15 protein-coding genes are annotated in these 15,036 nt (G+C 39.8%); 9 read left to right on the forward strand and 6 right to left on the reverse strand.

Features of this window, described 5'->3' with window-relative positions:
• Window positions 1-303 precede the first annotated feature (303 nt).
• From BGO42_RS00415 to BGO42_RS00430, 4 genes are all read left to right on the forward strand, one after another.
• Entirely contained in the window at window positions 304-846 is a 543-nt protein-coding gene (locus tag BGO42_RS00415) for a hypothetical protein (protein ID WP_273245170.1), read from the forward strand.
• Between the two features lie 369 nt (window positions 847-1,215).
• Entirely contained in the window at window positions 1,216-1,614 is a 399-nt protein-coding gene (locus BGO42_RS00420; protein ID WP_273245168.1) for a VOC family protein, read from the forward strand.
• Window positions 1,615-2,129: 515 nt separating this feature from the next.
• Window positions 2,130-3,059 (forward strand): ClpXP adapter SpxH family protein, encoded by a 930-nt coding sequence (locus BGO42_RS00425; protein ID WP_273245166.1) that lies wholly within the window; start codon window positions 2,130-2,132, stop codon window positions 3,057-3,059.
• Window positions 3,060-3,249: 190 nt separating this feature from the next.
• On the forward strand, window positions 3,250-3,696 hold the full coding sequence (locus tag BGO42_RS00430; protein ID WP_177736098.1) for a KTSC domain-containing protein: 447 nt from the start codon (window positions 3,250-3,252) through the stop codon (window positions 3,694-3,696).
• A gap of 59 nt (window positions 3,697-3,755) precedes the next feature.
• On the opposite strand, the gene BGO42_RS00435 is transcribed toward BGO42_RS00430, so the two are convergent.
• From BGO42_RS00435 to BGO42_RS00445, 3 genes are all read right to left on the reverse strand, one after another.
• Window positions 3,756-4,121 (reverse strand): hypothetical protein, encoded by a 366-nt coding sequence (locus tag BGO42_RS00435; RefSeq protein ID WP_273245164.1) that lies wholly within the window; start codon window positions 4,119-4,121, stop codon window positions 3,756-3,758.
• Between the two features lie 269 nt (window positions 4,122-4,390).
• A complete protein-coding gene (locus BGO42_RS00440; protein WP_273245162.1) occupies window positions 4,391-5,014 on the reverse strand; it encodes a hypothetical protein in 624 nt (207 codons plus the stop codon).
• A 34-nt stretch (window positions 5,015-5,048) separates the two neighbouring features.
• Entirely contained in the window at window positions 5,049-5,447 is a 399-nt protein-coding gene (locus BGO42_RS00445; protein ID WP_177729954.1) for a hypothetical protein, read from the reverse strand.
• Window positions 5,448-5,675: 228 nt separating this feature from the next.
• Between BGO42_RS00445 and BGO42_RS00450 the strand changes: the two genes are divergently transcribed.
• Both BGO42_RS00450 and BGO42_RS00455 read left to right on the forward strand, forming a co-directional pair.
• Complete coding sequence (locus tag BGO42_RS00450; RefSeq protein ID WP_273245160.1) at window positions 5,676-7,688, forward strand: sensor histidine kinase; 2,013 nt, start codon at window positions 5,676-5,678, stop codon at window positions 7,686-7,688.
• Window positions 7,681-8,316, forward strand: coding sequence for a response regulator transcription factor (locus BGO42_RS00455; RefSeq protein WP_273245158.1), 636 nt, complete (start codon window positions 7,681-7,683; stop codon window positions 8,314-8,316). Before BGO42_RS00450 ends, BGO42_RS00455 begins: the two co-directional genes overlap by 8 nt.
• Before the next feature lie 51 nt (window positions 8,317-8,367).
• On the opposite strand, the gene BGO42_RS00460 is transcribed toward BGO42_RS00455, so the two are convergent.
• Complete coding sequence (locus BGO42_RS00460) at window positions 8,368-9,084, reverse strand: DNA alkylation repair protein (RefSeq protein WP_273245157.1); 717 nt, start codon at window positions 9,082-9,084, stop codon at window positions 8,368-8,370.
• 763 nt (window positions 9,085-9,847) lie between these two features.
• Here BGO42_RS00460 and BGO42_RS00465 point away from each other — a divergent pair.
• Together BGO42_RS00465 and BGO42_RS00470 are read left to right on the forward strand one after the other, a co-directional pair.
• Window positions 9,848-10,330, forward strand: a complete 483-nt coding sequence (locus BGO42_RS00465; protein WP_177729958.1) for a DUF1761 domain-containing protein — start codon at window positions 9,848-9,850, stop codon at window positions 10,328-10,330.
• Window positions 10,331-10,396: 66 nt separating this feature from the next.
• On the forward strand, window positions 10,397-11,545 hold the full coding sequence (locus BGO42_RS00470) for a GNAT family N-acetyltransferase (protein WP_273245155.1): 1,149 nt from the start codon (window positions 10,397-10,399) through the stop codon (window positions 11,543-11,545).
• Between the two features lie 37 nt (window positions 11,546-11,582).
• Here BGO42_RS00470 and BGO42_RS00475 read toward each other — a convergent pair whose 3' ends face one another.
• Window positions 11,583-13,493, reverse strand: coding sequence for an ABC-F family ATP-binding cassette domain-containing protein (locus BGO42_RS00475; RefSeq protein WP_273245153.1), 1,911 nt, complete (start codon window positions 13,491-13,493; stop codon window positions 11,583-11,585).
• A 65-nt stretch (window positions 13,494-13,558) separates the two neighbouring features.
• Between BGO42_RS00475 and BGO42_RS00480 the strand changes: the two genes are divergently transcribed.
• Window positions 13,559-13,951: a DUF983 domain-containing protein gene (locus tag BGO42_RS00480; protein WP_177729961.1), complete on the forward strand. Its 393-nt coding sequence runs from the start codon at window positions 13,559-13,561 to the stop codon at window positions 13,949-13,951.
• A 4-nt stretch (window positions 13,952-13,955) separates the two neighbouring features.
• Here the strand turns inward: BGO42_RS00480 and BGO42_RS00485 are convergent, their stop codons facing one another.
• Complete coding sequence (locus tag BGO42_RS00485; protein ID WP_273245151.1) at window positions 13,956-15,020, reverse strand: NAD(P)/FAD-dependent oxidoreductase; 1,065 nt, start codon at window positions 15,018-15,020, stop codon at window positions 13,956-13,958.
• Window positions 15,021-15,036: the final 16 nt, after the last annotated feature.

Raw genomic sequence — 15,036 nt, forward strand, 5'->3', positions numbered from 1 at the left:
CATTTGAGTTTAATGATGAAAACACCTAATTTTATACATGAAAAAACCAGCCAGGTAAGCCTGACTGGTTAATATATTTTTATTCTAAAATCTGTCAACCTATTTTAGGACGACTCACTAACTCTTCAGAAAAATAATGAAATTTTATTTTTTAATTTTCTATGATTTTTAAGTTTTGTGACTTTTATTTATTTTAGTTAATAAACATGACTCTTGTCATATGTATCTAACCAAAAACAGACATATATGTATGATGTTATCACACCTATTAACAAGTTATGGACAACCTTTAAACAACTTCACATGAAAAAAATTGCAATTTCATTTCTTATTGTTTTTTTAATAAGTTGTAAAAAGGAAAATCCTGTAGAAAAATCACAACCGAAAGCCAACGGAAATTTACCGGAAAGAAATACAGAAAGTAAGCCGAAAAGAATTGGCGATTATATGTCCGACAATAAAGATTATTTTTGGGCAGCCAAACAAAGTGACACGGCAAAATATTGGGTAAGGGTTGTTTTCCAAAAAGAATTCACCGTTTATCAATTTCATGGTCAGTGTTTGTATTGGTTTTTCACAAATCATTATCACACAGGAACTGACAAAATAGAACTTCTTTGGACTTATAAAACAGATTGTTTACTTGACATGAAGTTTTTGAGAAACTCAAACGGCGTGAAAAAATATCCGAAAAATGGCGACAGTTTTTGTGAGTATAGTTTGGTGAATGATTCTGTTATCAAAGTGAATTACAAGTTTTCGGAATGGGTGAAGAAAATAAACGAAACTGAGAAAGATTCAATCTTCCCGCATTACTTATATCTTGAGAGCAAAGACAGCCCATAACAGAGGTTTCGCGCAATAGCTATTAAATGCTGCGCCGAAAACCTAACGGTTTTCTGAAATTTTTCATCACGCAGAATATTTTTCTTAAATTTACCGCTACAGCGCAAAGCCGCCGAACGTTAGCAGTAACTTTCCAACATAGAAATATGAGATTAACAAAAATCTCCTTTACCTCCTCAGATTAACCCATTATTTCATTACCATTCCAACCGTTAGGACTGCCCTCTTGTTTCCGGGTATAGCGATACTGTTTTTTGATTTGGCAGCAATGGAAATGAATGGACAAATCGCCACCACTTTCTTATATTAAAATTCATTACCGTTGCCACTATTAAATCATTACCTTTAATATACTGAAATAAAAAGGTTATGGAAACAAGGTTTATATGGGCAAATTTAGTCTCCGGTGATTTGGCGAAAACCGCTGCTTTTTATTCCGCTCTTGGGTTTAAACGAAATGACCATGGCGACAATCAAGAATTGGTCAGTTTTGTTTTCGGACAGAATAATTTTATTATCAATTTCTTTACCGGGCAGCGTTTATCACAACAAATGAATGGCGGTCTTTCAATTCCAAAAAATGCAAATGAAATCCTATTTTCTTTATCTGCTAACAGTAAAGAAGAAGTTGAGCAATGGGTTGAAAAAGTCAGGTCTGCCAATGGTACCCTATTTTCCGAACCCCAAAATTTTGAACAGGGTTACACCTTTGGTTTTGCCGACCCGGATGATCACAAATTCAATGTTCTATATTGGCCGGGAATGTAAAACCGGCCTGCTTTTGTAAACCGCATCAAACATCTAACAAATAAAAAAACAAGTTATGCTACGAGTTTATATCCCAATTATTTTTTTCGCCGTTTTTATCGGTTGGATTTTATACCGACTGTTGGTAAAAAAAGACTTAAAACAGAATCTAACCACTTTGTATATCGGGTTAGCTTTTACAGTAATCTGGATCCTGATTTATTATTTCCTGCTTAAATAGCGGTAAAATCATTACCGGAATTAACACGGGTCGTTTTAAAATTAAAACGGCTACCTTCCTTCTGAAACTGTTTTAACTGCCCTGCCCTACTATACCATCCCCTATTTTCCAGTCATATTTTTTTGACTAATTGACTGGCTTTTCATTTATACCGAACTTTGCTGTTCATCTTATCAATCAACATCCGGATAGTTTATACCGAAAAGCAGTCCCAATCAATAGCTACATGAAACCTTTTTTAATCTTAATAATCCTGCTTGCCAACTTTGGTTGTCAATCACAAACCAATAAAAAAATGAACGAAAACAACAACAGTAATCCGCTTTTGTGTAATCCGGAAACCGGTGTTTGTGAAATACCCGGCACCCCACAACAGCAGCACAACGGTTATGCACCGGAGCAGCAAAAACCGGTAAAAATCATTTATTTCACGGATCCTATCTGTTCATCCTGCTGGGGTATTGAGCCGCAATTGAGAAAACTCAAACTGGAATACGGAAACAATATTGAAATCGAATACCGGATGGGCGGTCTTTTGCCCGACTGGAACTATAACAGCGGCGGTATCAGCAAACCATCGGATGTGGCACATCACTGGGACGAAGTCAGCGCGTATTATGACATGCCGATTGACGGAAATGTATGGCTGGAAGATCCGCTGAATTCTTCTTATCCGCCGTCCATTGCTTTTAAGGCAGCCCAAATGCAGGATGAGCAGAAAGCTGTTGCCTTCATGAGAAAAATCAGGGAAATGGTCTTTCTGGAAAAGAAAAACATCACAAAATGGGAACACATCAGCAAAGCTGCTACCGAAACCGGATTGAACACCGTACAACTCAAAACAGACTATGAAAACAAAGCAAAAGAACTGTTTCAGGCAGATCTGGAACTGGCCAGACGACTTGGCGTCAGAGGATTTCCGACCTTATTTTTTATGGACAGCTCAAACAATCCGCAAACGGTATACGGCTTTAAGCCCTATACAGCATTTGAAGCCGCAGTACTGAAAGCTTTTCCAAAGGCAGCGAAAATGAATTATGATACTACCTGGACCGGTTTATTCGGCAAATATCCCACACTGACAACCCGGGAATTTTCGGAACTGTCCGGATCATCAAAAACAGAAAGCGAAACGCTATTGCAAAAGCTGACTAATGAAGGGACGTTAAATAAGATCGTCACTAAAAACGGAAATCTCTGGATAATCAATAATACCAATCGCTAAAAAAGATTCCCCGTTAAGATATTCAGCATACCGGATGCACCACATTCAGAACCGGATTATCCACTAAATACCAACAAATTAACAGGTTTCCTAAAAACTATTTTCAGCAACCGATAATTATAGTATCTTTGCGCACTATTATAAAAGCCATTCCAATAACGAATGGCTTTTTATTTTGTCACTTATGAACATGAAAAAAATTGTTGAGTACAGAAAGTTACTTGACGTTACCAAAACCGCTACGCTAAAAGAGCTGAAAACCATTTACCGAAACAGCATGAAAGACTGTCATCCTGATAAATTCAGTAATGATGAAGAACTGGCTGCTGCCGAAGAAAGAAGTAAAGAAATTATTGCGGCCTATCATTTTCTGGTAAGTATTGCTCCGGAAACACAGGAAAAAGACAAACCGGAATATATTAAAACAACCAGCACTTCAAACATTTTAGAGTTCTATATGGACAACAGTGTTTTGTACATTAACTTTTTAGACGGAAGTCAGTTTGAATATTTTGGTGTTCCGAAAGCGACCTATATCAAAATGATTAACGCCGAATCGCCAAGCCGTTTTGCCAGAAGACATATCTATAATGAGTTTTTATACAGAAGCGCCAGCAAATTAGTGGCTGCAGAATAACCTATAAAAAAAACCTCCACAACTGTTGGAGGTTTTTTTTATATTATTTACTGATCCTATCAGCTGATTCTCTGCAATTCCGGGTTGACAATTTGTTTGATCTTCCCTACTCCCACAATCACGGCTCCTTCACAAAATTCAAATTCCATTCCTTCCGTCAGTGCGTTTTTAAAAAAGTCGACAGCCACTACCTTAATAGCCGCATCTACCCTTTCGCCCGGAAAAACCAATTCTTTATTGATAAAATACTGCGCACCGGAAGTCTGTTTTTCTGCAAAATCAAATTTAACCTGCGGTCTGTATCCCGATGCTGCTGCAGTTGTCCTGCCTCCATGCTCGGTTGTCCGGTATTTTAATACTGCGATAAAATCTACTTTACTGGTATCCGCTGCTGATTCCAAACTATCAAATATTGTTATATCCATATTGCTATCCGGGGTGTTTTACGTTATATCCTATTGTTTTTTAATTGTTTATATTTTCAAATATCGCAAATCTGATGTATTTCCATCACATTATGGCGCTTTTTTTTCAATTTCATTAAAATCAATCAGACAGATAACGATAAAATCGCGATAACATTGCAGGAAACCTGTTATTTAAAATTGTTCTCACAAAAACGAAGGGTTTTAAAAAAAAGATACCCGATTCCTGCTTTTTACGGCATTGAATCGGGTTGTCATCGTAGTAATACTTATCGCAAATTTACCGCTACCACGCTTCCATCTTTTTCGACTTCTATAAACTTTTCCATTCGCTCATGCTGATCTTTGTAATAGGTCTTATTTCTGTAATAATTAATATTCCCATACGGCGTATAACCCGTTCCGGTATATTCCTGACCGTTCCGCGCAAATGTTGTCGACATCATTGCCTGCAGGAAATACTTACCCGGTTTCATTTTTTCAAAAACAAAACGTCCGTATTCATCTGTTTTAGCATCAATACGGTAGCGAAATGCCGCATCAGACATATACACATACGTTTTTTTGTTTTCCTTTGATTTCCGCATTTCATACCAGGCCTCAAAATAAGGGGTTACCGGGAAAAGCGACACCGTCAGATTAGTTCCGTATACTTTCCCGCCCATCAGCGGTTTAATCCCATAAGCACCTTTTTGCCTGGTAAACAACACGCCTTTAATAGTCGCCTTGCCATAACCAATTGCTTTTTTAGCCTGGACACTGTCAAAAACAGCTTCCGGATATAAGGTTGTGATCTTATTTTTATTGGCTTTCCGGTCGGCCTCTTTTACAGCATTACAGGACCATCCCAAAACCAGCAGGGTGATTAATAACAGGGCATTAATTTTTTTCATGCTCAATATTTTAGCAACCACTTTTTCTTTGGTTTTAATGTGATGTTGTTGAAGACAAAGCTTCTCCTGTTGATACGTTTTCTTTTACCACAGTTCCGTTTACAATAATCTGTACCGTAAGTGTTCCGGTTTGTCCGGATGTCACAACATGTCCGTTTGCTCCAAATGTAACTGCCGGAACAGAGGAAGGCATGTTTATTTCAGGACTTTCCCATGTGGTGGCATTTACAGCAGAATTTAACTGCGGATCACCCTGTGCGTTCGTATGAATTACCGTTGAAATTAAGGCGTTATCAGACGTAAATGCTTTGTATTTTACAACCCTGTTGCCTCCCGTTGTTGCAGCCGGTCCGTCGTCGCTGCCTCCACAGGAAGTTACCGAAAGACCTAACGCTAACACGAATACCAATGTTGAAAATATTTTCTTTTTCATAATTTACAGTTATAAATGGTTTAACAATCTTTTACTTAACAAAAGTAGCGGCTTGCCAAAAGTGTCACAATCGCAGAAAACGAGTAATTTTTTCTACTGGTTTTCCGGTATTTTTAAATAGCTGCTTATAAATTCCCCTGTTTTTTTTGTAATCTTTGACTGGAAATCCATTTTTCAAAAGTGCTGCCCACAGGAAATTTGTATTTTGTTACCCCTTAATTTTTTATCATGAGCCGGATTGTTTCTCTCAAAAAAATAATATTCTTTATTGGTATCTGGTTGTGTTTTTCATCGCCGTTAGCAGCCCAGCAGCTATTACCTGTAAATGAAAAAACGTATTCCGACAGCCTTTCCCATATTATACAGTCCAAAACAACCGACAGCATCCGGGCAAATGCCAATCTTTTACTTTCCGATTACTGGCGCGCAAAAGACACCCTTAAAAGCAAATCTTACCTTACAGCAGGAAAACGCCTGTCGGCTAAATATCCTGTACTCAAAGCCGCAGCCTGTTTTTATGAAGGCCAGTATTACAGCAGCCTGAATCCGGAAAAAGCCAAACTGTTATTACAAAAAGCCACAAAGGCCTTAGCTGTTTTTAAAGTCCCTTTCAGTAAAGAAATCGAGGCTGCCGCCTGGTACAACTATGCTATTGCAGTCCGGAATGAAAAAGGCGACAGCTTTTTGATCAAGACATTACTCGAAAAATCCATTCCGTTAGCTACCCAATCCGGGAAACCGGAAAAAACAGCACATTATTATTCGCAGCTGGGAACGCTCCTCATGTATAATGCCCAGTTTGACAAGGCGGAAATCTATTTTAACAAAACCATCGGATTATTGGCAACCCAACATCCGAAATCGACCGTATTAATGCTTGCCTATTTGGGTGCCGCCAGCAACTATATCTACAAAGCCAACACTGATGAAGCGAAAATAATGCTGGACAAAGCCAAAAAGATACTGGAGCCTTATCCGGAATCGTCCCATTATCCGAACTACTACTATACAGAAGGGCTGTATTACACTGCCAAAACATATTACAACAGCGCACTGAAAAGTCTGGACAACGGTATCCGGCTTGCAATAAACAACAACCAGAAAGTGCTGTTACAAATGCTTATTTTCAGAAAGTATAACATTTATCTGGAGCAGAAAGAGTTTAAGAATGCCAAGCAGTTACTCCTTTCCGTATTAAAAGAAGGAACTCTGGCTGCCGATGTGAACAATCGCAAAATGTTTTATACCCAGCTGGCAACCGTTAATGAGTACCTCAATGATATGGGCGAAGCTTATCTGTGGCAAAAAAAATACAGCAAATTAAGCGACAGTCTTAACGAAAGCAACCTGAAAGAGCGAATTAACGAAATGGAAATCCGCTTCCACAACGCCGAGAACCAAAAGAAGATTACGGCTTTGGAAACAGAAAAAAAACAGGTGGCCCTGTCTGCCAAAAACCATCGTTTGTTTAGCTGGTTACTGGCTGCCATTTCCCTGTTCTTCCTGGTCATTGCAATGCTTTCGTTTGCTTTTTACAAAAATCAGAAAAGACTTTCCCGACAAAAAGAGATCAACCATTTACAGCAGTTAAAAGAACTGAAGCAGCAACAGTTGCTCTCCAATACAGAAGCCATGCTGGAAGGCGAAGAACGGGAGCGCCGCCGGCTGGCGAGTGACTTACATGATGGCCTGGGCGGTATGCTGGCCGGAGTCAAAATCAAATTGTCCGGTGCAACTGCTCACAAAGACCGCACACCCGATCCGGATGAACTGAACAAAATTACCGGACAGCTCGACAATGCCGTTACCGAACTTCGCCGCATTGCCCGCAACATGATGCCGGAAACACTGCTGCGCTTTGGTTTGCAAACCGCATTAAAAGACCTTTGCGAATCCCTGCAAACCAGCTCCTGCACTATTAATTATGAAGCCTTTAATATCGACAGCAATATGCCGCTTTCTACCCAGGTTATTATTTACCGGATTGTACAGGAAGCGTTGTCGAATGCTATCCGCCATTCGGAAGCCAATGTCATCCTGGTACAATGCAGCCAGAACGGCAACCTGTTTTTTATTACCGTGGAAGACAACGGAAAAGGGTTTGACAGCAGCATACTGGAACATAAAAAGGGCATCGGAATTACCAATATTGAAAACCGTATCAAATATCTTAGCGGAAAAATGGAGATCAATACCGCTCCAAACGAAGGAACCGCAATAAATGTAGAACTATATGTCTGAACCTGCTAAAATAATACTTGCCATTGTTGACGACCATCCTATCGTTATTGAAGGGTTAAAAACACTACTCAAAGGAGAAAAAAATATCACCGCCGTGAGCTTTACCAACGGAGTGTCTTTTCTTGACTTTTTACAAAGCAATAAGGTCGATATTGTTTTACTTGATATTATGCTTCCGGATTATCACGGTATTGAGCTGTGTAAAATAATAAAGAAAGCGGCTCCCGAAACGGTAATACTCGGATTGAGCAACCAGTCCGAACGCAGCATTATGATGCAATTGCTTCAAAACGGTGCCGGCGGTTACCTGCTTAAAAATGCCGATGCCGGCGAATTGCTGGATTGTATTGCTGAAGCGCTGGAAGGCAAACTGACCTTTAGCAAGGAAGCCAAAGAAATCATGCTGAAACCTTCCCAAAACGAATGGAAGGCCATTCCGACACTTACTAAAAGGGAAAAACAGATTCTGGAGAAAATTGCAAACGGCGAAACCACCGCCACCATTGCCGAAGCGCTCTTTGTGAGCCCGCTAACGGTAGAAACACACCGCAGAAACCTGTTGCAGAAATTTGGCGCTAAAAATGTAGCAGAACTCATTAAAATGGCTGTGGAGTACAAGCTGCTCTAAAAGCCGCTTTTGTTTAAACAAGGCAGGAATTAAACGCATTCCTGTCCGGTATTATTTCAGTTGCCGGTAATATTCTTTTTCCGCGATATCAAAATGTTCGGTGGCATACCGCAACATCGTTCCGGGCATGGCCGCCGCATGTACGTCTAAAAAGCGTTTCAGGCGGGTTTTATCGGTTTTTCCGGCCTGCCGGATCCATCCGCCCACCGCTTTATGAATAAGGTCTTCCCGGTCGTTAACCAGAATAGCGGCAATGGCAAAAGTATCGTCTGGCTGTTTATTTCTTAAAAAGTAAGCGGTGCTCACTATTGCCGTACGCCTTGCCCACATATCGTCCGACTGTGCTAATTCGTATAGAATATCCCTTGGTTTATCCTCAAGATAGCGCCCGATTACATACTGGCAGCTCACATCTACCAGATCCCAGTTATTGATCCGGTCCAGGCGGCGTAAATACAATTCAAACATCGCCTTCCTTTCCGGTTCGGTTGTTTTTTTACTCCGGCCCTTTTTATCCATAATGCTCAATGCTCCTGCCCGGATTTCATGTATCGGGCTGTCCAGCAACAGCTCCACCTCGTCCAGCGGCAAAGCCATAAAGTCCGCTGCAATTTTAAAGAGTTCTCCCATGCGTATGCCCATAAAAACATCACCGGCACCATATTCTCCTTCCCCGGTTTTAAAATACCGCTGTAATTTTTCTTTTTCCACATCCGACTGGTGAAGTTGTAACGCGGTTATAAAGTCTGCTGCTGTCTGGTTTTGCATCGCTTTGTAGTATCGCTTTCAAATATATAAAAACTACAGCCCCGATTATCCTTTGCTACCCAATAAAAAAGAGTGCCTTCCGACACTCTTTTCTAATCATGCTGAGGTACCCCGCCCGCCTGAACTAACTCCCCAATTAGCCAGACAATAATAAACACCACCCTTAAGTTGAGAAAGACCCTCACTGTTTGTATCTATCTTTATCCTTAAGGTACCTCATAACATACTAAAACCAATAAATTGGCCATGTCACTTTTCAGAACCACATTCCGAAAAATCCAAATGAAAAAAAACTATGAGCATTTTCAAATTTTTCAGTTGATAGCTCCTTTAATTCCTAACAAATCAAGGAGCATCAACATTAACAAAAAATTACCTTATGTAAGGAAAACAGGAAAACCATACTACTTTTCACTTAACGCAATTAACCTGTTTCACTTGAAGAACAATTCAAAGTAAAAGCAAAATGGACTAATTTGGATACCTGTCCGGTACGCATTTATACGCAATACCCTTAAAAAAACACAATTGATTATTTATCAAACATATACAAAACGAACATTTCTCAGATTTGCGTGTCCGCGTATGGATTTGCGTGTTTTTGCGTATTGGAATTGCTACTTTTCGGGTATTTCTTAAAAAGCAAATCCGCAATAGCATTACACAAAATCAACACTATAGCCCAAAAAAAGAAGCATTATTTATCAAAACACAAATAGCATTGTTAATTTTTTTAACTTTGACTAACCAAAAAACAAAAAACATGGAAATTAATTTTTTAGCATTAGTCTTAGCGGCACTATCCACACTTGTTGTTGGATTTATCTGGTACAACCCTAAAGTATTTGGTACGATATGGATGAAAGAGGCCGGAATGACCGAAGAGAAGATGAAAGGAGCCAATATGTTTGTTATTTTCGGAATGGCAATTGTATATGCTTTCTTTATTTCTTTTATTTTACAAATCCTTACGATTCATCAGTATGGCGCACTGGGAATGGTTGGTGGAGACCCCAGCCTTGCCAAACCTTCTTACCATGCTTTTATGGCTGATTACGGGGATGCTTTCCGTACTTTTAAACACGGCATGCTGCACGGTTTTATTTCCGGACTGTTTTTTGCACTTCCGGTTGTCGGAACCGGCGCCTTATTTGAAAGACGCTCGTGGCGCTACACGTTAATTGCCGGAGGTTTTTGGGTGATTAGCTGTATGATTATGGGCGGTATTGTTTGTGCTATGAAATAGAAAATTTTGTTTTAACATTTATTTTAATACTAATCGCTCTACATTTGTGGAGCGATTCTTTCTTTTGTGAATACAGACACTACGTACAAAATTTATCCGGCTGTTTCAGAAGTCCCAACAAACTGGGATACTATTGCCCATTCCAATATATTTCTTTCTACTGCTTATTTAAAAGCACTGGAAAAATCGGCTCCGGCAAATATGATCTGCCATTATATCGGTTTGTTTCAGAATCAAGAACTGGTCGGCATTGCGCTTTCCCAGTTTTTAGATCTCAATAAGGTAGGTTCATTCGGAGAAAGGGATAACTGCCTGAAAACTTCCGTCCGGAATTTTGTTTTTAAAAATTTCAGCTCACATGTATTGTTCATTGGCAACAATATGCTCACCGGGCAGAATGCCTACGCTTTGCTTGATACAATTAGCAATGCAGACGCTGTTGCACTGCTCTTCCAGGCATCGGAAGCACTGAAAGAGATCTTCCGCAAAAAGCGCTTAAAAATTCACTTAACGGTTTTTAAAGATTTCTCCGAAACGGAAACGGAATATTTTAAGACCCCGGATTTCGCTTCTTTTTATCGTTTTACGACCCAGCCGAATATGGTTTTCGATATTCCGGAATCCTGGCAGCATGAAACCGATTATATTCAGGCGCTGACAAAAAAATACCGGGACCAGTACAAACGATCTCACAAAAAGGCGGAAGCAATCCAAAAAAAGAAATTCTCACTGGACGATATTCAGGCTCATAATCCGGTTATTAACCGCCTGTATGAAAATGTGGCCAAAAATGCTCCTTTTAACACGTTCTTTCTGGCTGACAATCATTTTTATAAGCTGAAAAAACTACTCAAAGATCAATTCCTGTTTTACGGTTATTTCCTTGACGACAAGCTGATCGGTTTTAATACGCTGATTAAAAACGGAACTGCAATAGATACCTATTTCCTGGGTTATGACGAGGAACATCAACGGGAAAAAATGCTGTATCTGAACATGCTTTATGATATGGTAGCCTATTCCATTAACAAAGGGTTCTCAAAAATCGTTTTTGCACGGACTGCCCTGGAGATCAAAAGTTCCATTGGTGCCAAACCTCAGGAAATGTACGGCTATATCAGGCACAGCAATCCTTTGGTAAACCGCCATATCGCCCGTCTTTTCAAATCGCTGGAGCCGGAAACCCTCTGGCAGGAACGAAATCCTTTTAAATAAAAAAAGAGGCTGTTTTCACAACCTCTTCTGTTTTTTTTTAAGAGTTCACTTCTATTTCCTCCTGTACTTTTTCCCATTCTTCCAGGAACTGGTCCAGATCTTTTTTCTTTTTCTCATAGGCTGCGAAAAAGGAAGCATCCTGCATTAATTTTTCATAATTATCCGCCAGTGCCTTATCATCTTTCTGGATTTCTTTTTCCAGCTGCTGAATCTGGCTTTCAATTTTACTCAGCTTATTCTGCAGGCTTTTATTCTTTTTCTGTTCTTCGTAAGACAGTGCTTTATTTTCTTTCTGAACCGTTTCCTTTACCACATCTTTCTTCTCCACTTCCCGCATGTTCTGTACATTGCGCTGTTCCAGGAAGAAGTTGATATCGCCTAAATATTCGCGGATCTTCTGGTCTTTAAATTCATAAACAATGTTAGACATTCCCTGCAGGAAGTCACGGTCGTGCGATACCAATAACAGGGTTCCTTCAAATTTCTGTAAAGCGGCTTTCAGTACATTCTTAGATTTAATATCCAGGTGATTCGTAGGCTCATCCATTACCAGCACATTAATAGGCTGTAACAGTAATTTACAAAGCGCCAAACGGTTTCTTTCTCCTCCGGAAAGTACTTTTACCTTTTTCTCCACATCATCGCCTCTAAACAGGAAAGCTCCCAGCATGTCACGCACTTTGGAACGGTTGGAATCTGTTGCCGCTTCCGTCATGGTATCCAATAAGGTTTTTTCACCATCTAAATACTCTGCCTGATTTTGCGCGAAATACCCCAACTGAACATTATGCCCCAATTTGATGGTTCCGTCATATTCAAATTCATTTACGATGGCTTTGATAAAAGTGGATTTCCCTTGTCCGTTCTGACCAACAAAGGCAATTTTACTGCCCCGTTCTACCAATAGCGATATTTCTTTTAAGATGGTTTTCTCACCGTAACTTTTCGTAACATGTTCCGCTTCAATCACCACTCTGCCCGGTGTCATCGAAACGGGAAAGGAAATGCTCATTACAGAGTTATCGTCCTCATCCACTTCGATACGTTCCACTTTATCCAATTTCTTGATTAAAGACTGCGCCATCGAAGCTTTGGAAGCTTTGGCACGGAATTTCTCGATCAGTTTTTCGGTTTCCTCTATTTTTTTAGCCTGGTTTTTTTGTGTAGCCAATTGTTTCTCGCGGATTTCCTGACGTAAAACCAGGTATTCCGTATATGGCTTATTAAAATCGTAGGCTTTTCCTAACGAAATCTCAATGGTTCTGTTCGTTACGTTATCCAAAAACATTTTATCGTGGGAAACGATCACCACTACTCCCGGAAAGCTTCGTAAAAAGTTTTCCAGCCAGATGATACTTTCAATATCCAGGTGATTCGTTGGTTCATCCAGCAATAAGATATCGTTTGTTTGCAATAACAGCTTTGCCAGTTCGATACGCATTCTCCAGCCTCCGGAAAAAGTATCCGTCAGCTTGTCAAAATCCTCCCGTTTGAACCCCAGTCCTAACAGGATTTTTTCGGTATCGCCAATATAGTTATACCCTCCCAATATTTCATAATGGTGGGTAACATCGCTTAATTGTTCTATTAATTCCGAATATTCCGCGCTTTCATAATCGGTTCGCGTTGCCAGCTGATGGTTGATTTCTTCCATCTTGAATTCGGCATGCTTGATCTCTTCAAAAGCCTGATACGCTTCATCCAGAACCGTTCTTCCTTTTACGAAATCGATATCCTGTTTTAAGAATCCTATTTTTACTTCTTTCTCAGTAGCAATGCTACCGGAATCCGGCGCCAGCTCCCGAGAGAGAATTTTTAGCATCGTTGATTTACCGGCTCCGTTTTTTCCAACAAGTCCTACTCTGTCCCCCGCTCCCAATCGGAAAGTTACTTCTTCAAATAAATAAGTACCCCCAAAAGAAACTGATAAATTGTGTATATTTAGCATAATTTTATTACAAATGTTACAAAGGTAATTTTTTAAAAGATGTACCTTTACTAAAATTTATGCAAATGTTAAAAAAAGGATCCAAACTCAATAGTATTTTAACAGGAAGTTGTCCTAAATGCCAGGAAGAAAGCATGTATGTGGATAAAAACCCGTATAAATTGAGCAGCGTATTTAAAATGCATGATAAATGCAGCCACTGCGGCACCTATTATAAAATAGAGCCCTCATTCTTTTACGGAGCCATGTATGTGAGCTATGGAGTGGGTATTGCTTTTGGAGTGGCCGCTTTTGTGATCACGTATCTTTTTTTAGGTCTGAGCCTGAAAACGGCATTTATAGCAATCATTGCTACTTTAATTGTTTTTATGCCTGTCATTATGCGGTTGTCCCGGAATATCTGGATTAACTTTTTTGTGCATTATGACAAAGATTGGAAAAACAACATCCATTCATAATATTTTAGGAATCCAGACGGATTCCTAATTTTTTATAGCAGCGTTTAATATCGATCTGCGCATCCAAAGGGATGTTGTTTTCGATAGCATCGTATAAGGATTTTGCCAAAACCGGCCCCAGCATCACGCCACGTGTGCCCAGGCCATTCAGGATATGAATATTGTTATGAATATGATGAGTACCCACTAACGGACGCCGGTCTTTTACCGTAGGACGAACACCGGCAAAATGTTCTACAATCTCAAAATCGCAGTCAATCAGTTCTTTCAGATTATCCAGTAATTCCTGCTTACCGGCTTCTGTAGGCAAATCGGTTTTATCCTCCCAATTGTAGGTGGCGCCCACTTTAAAAAGATCATTCCCTACAGGCAGGATAAAAATACTGGATTTTAAAACCACGTCAAGGTTTAAATCCGGTGCTTTAATGAGCAGTAGTTCTCCTTTGGTTCCATCCAACGGCAGCTGTTTGAAAAACGGATTATGAACCAATCCGAAGCCATCAGCAAAAATGATATGTTTTGCTTTCAGACCGTTATAGGAAATACCCTCTTCCAGGAATTCAATTCGGGAATAGTCGAAACGTTCTTTCCGCACCCAATTGTTCCGGTTTAAAAACTCCAGGTAGGAATCCAATAGTACTTTGGTATCGACATAACCGGTCATTAACACTTCACCAAAACCGAATTGAGAGGTAATGGACTGGTATTCCCGATGTATTATTGTTGTGGAAAGAAATGGTGCCAGATTTGGTTTATCGGCAGCCTGGAACCAGTTATTCTGTTCTTCAATGGAAGCAAACTTCCTGTAGATCGGAATCCTAAAGTCAAATTTAGCCGCTATTTTATCTTCTATAGCCGCATAAAAAGGCAATCCGTAATCCAATTGCTGTTTAGCATTCCAAACCTCACTAAACCGCTTTAAAATAACCGGGTTATACAAGCCTCCGGCCACCCGTGAAGAGGAAGAAGAGTTATCTTCAAAAACCATGATGGTTTTACCCTGCTGCAAGGCGGTTTCTGCAAAACAAATTCCGGCTATACCGGAGCCAACAATCAAATAATCTACCATAGTACAAAAATAAAAA

Source organism: Flavobacterium sp. 40-81, from assembly GCF_001898245.1.
GTDB classification, from domain to species: domain Bacteria; phylum Bacteroidota; class Bacteroidia; order Flavobacteriales; family Flavobacteriaceae; genus Flavobacterium; species Flavobacterium inviolabile.

What these genes read in the sequence shown, in the direction of transcription:
- BGO42_RS00445 (WP_177729954.1), bottom strand. Translation starts at nt 5,447, where the DNA reads ATGAAAAAGAAAATATTTTCAACATTGGTATTCGTGTTAGCGTTAGGT.
- BGO42_RS00440 (WP_273245162.1), bottom strand. Translation starts at nt 5,014, where the DNA reads ATGAAAAAAATTAATGCCCTGTTATTAATCACCCTGCTGGTTTTGGGA.
- BGO42_RS00475 (WP_273245153.1), bottom strand. Translation starts at nt 13,493, where the DNA reads ATGCTAAATATACACAATTTATCAGTTTCTTTTGGGGGTACTTATTTA.
- BGO42_RS00480 (WP_177729961.1), top strand. Translation starts at nt 13,559, where the DNA reads ATGTTAAAAAAAGGATCCAAACTCAATAGTATTTTAACAGGAAGTTGT.
- BGO42_RS00415 (WP_273245170.1), top strand. Translation starts at nt 304, where the DNA reads ATGAAAAAAATTGCAATTTCATTTCTTATTGTTTTTTTAATAAGTTGT.
- BGO42_RS00425 (WP_273245166.1), top strand. Translation starts at nt 2,130, where the DNA reads ATGAACGAAAACAACAACAGTAATCCGCTTTTGTGTAATCCGGAAACC.
- BGO42_RS00485 (WP_273245151.1), bottom strand. Translation starts at nt 15,020, where the DNA reads ATGGTAGATTATTTGATTGTTGGCTCCGGTATAGCCGGAATTTGTTTT.
- BGO42_RS00460 (WP_273245157.1), bottom strand. Translation starts at nt 9,084, where the DNA reads ATGCAAAACCAGACAGCAGCAGACTTTATAACCGCGTTACAACTTCAC.
- BGO42_RS00450 (WP_273245160.1), top strand. Translation starts at nt 5,676, where the DNA reads ATGAGCCGGATTGTTTCTCTCAAAAAAATAATATTCTTTATTGGTATC.
- BGO42_RS00430 (WP_177736098.1), top strand. Translation starts at nt 3,250, where the DNA reads ATGAAAAAAATTGTTGAGTACAGAAAGTTACTTGACGTTACCAAAACC.
- BGO42_RS00435 (WP_273245164.1), bottom strand. Translation starts at nt 4,121, where the DNA reads ATGGATATAACAATATTTGATAGTTTGGAATCAGCAGCGGATACCAGT.
- BGO42_RS00465 (WP_177729958.1), top strand. Translation starts at nt 9,848, where the DNA reads ATGGAAATTAATTTTTTAGCATTAGTCTTAGCGGCACTATCCACACTT.
- BGO42_RS00455 (WP_273245158.1), top strand. Translation starts at nt 7,681, where the DNA reads ATGTCTGAACCTGCTAAAATAATACTTGCCATTGTTGACGACCATCCT.
- BGO42_RS00420 (WP_273245168.1), top strand. Translation starts at nt 1,216, where the DNA reads ATGGAAACAAGGTTTATATGGGCAAATTTAGTCTCCGGTGATTTGGCG.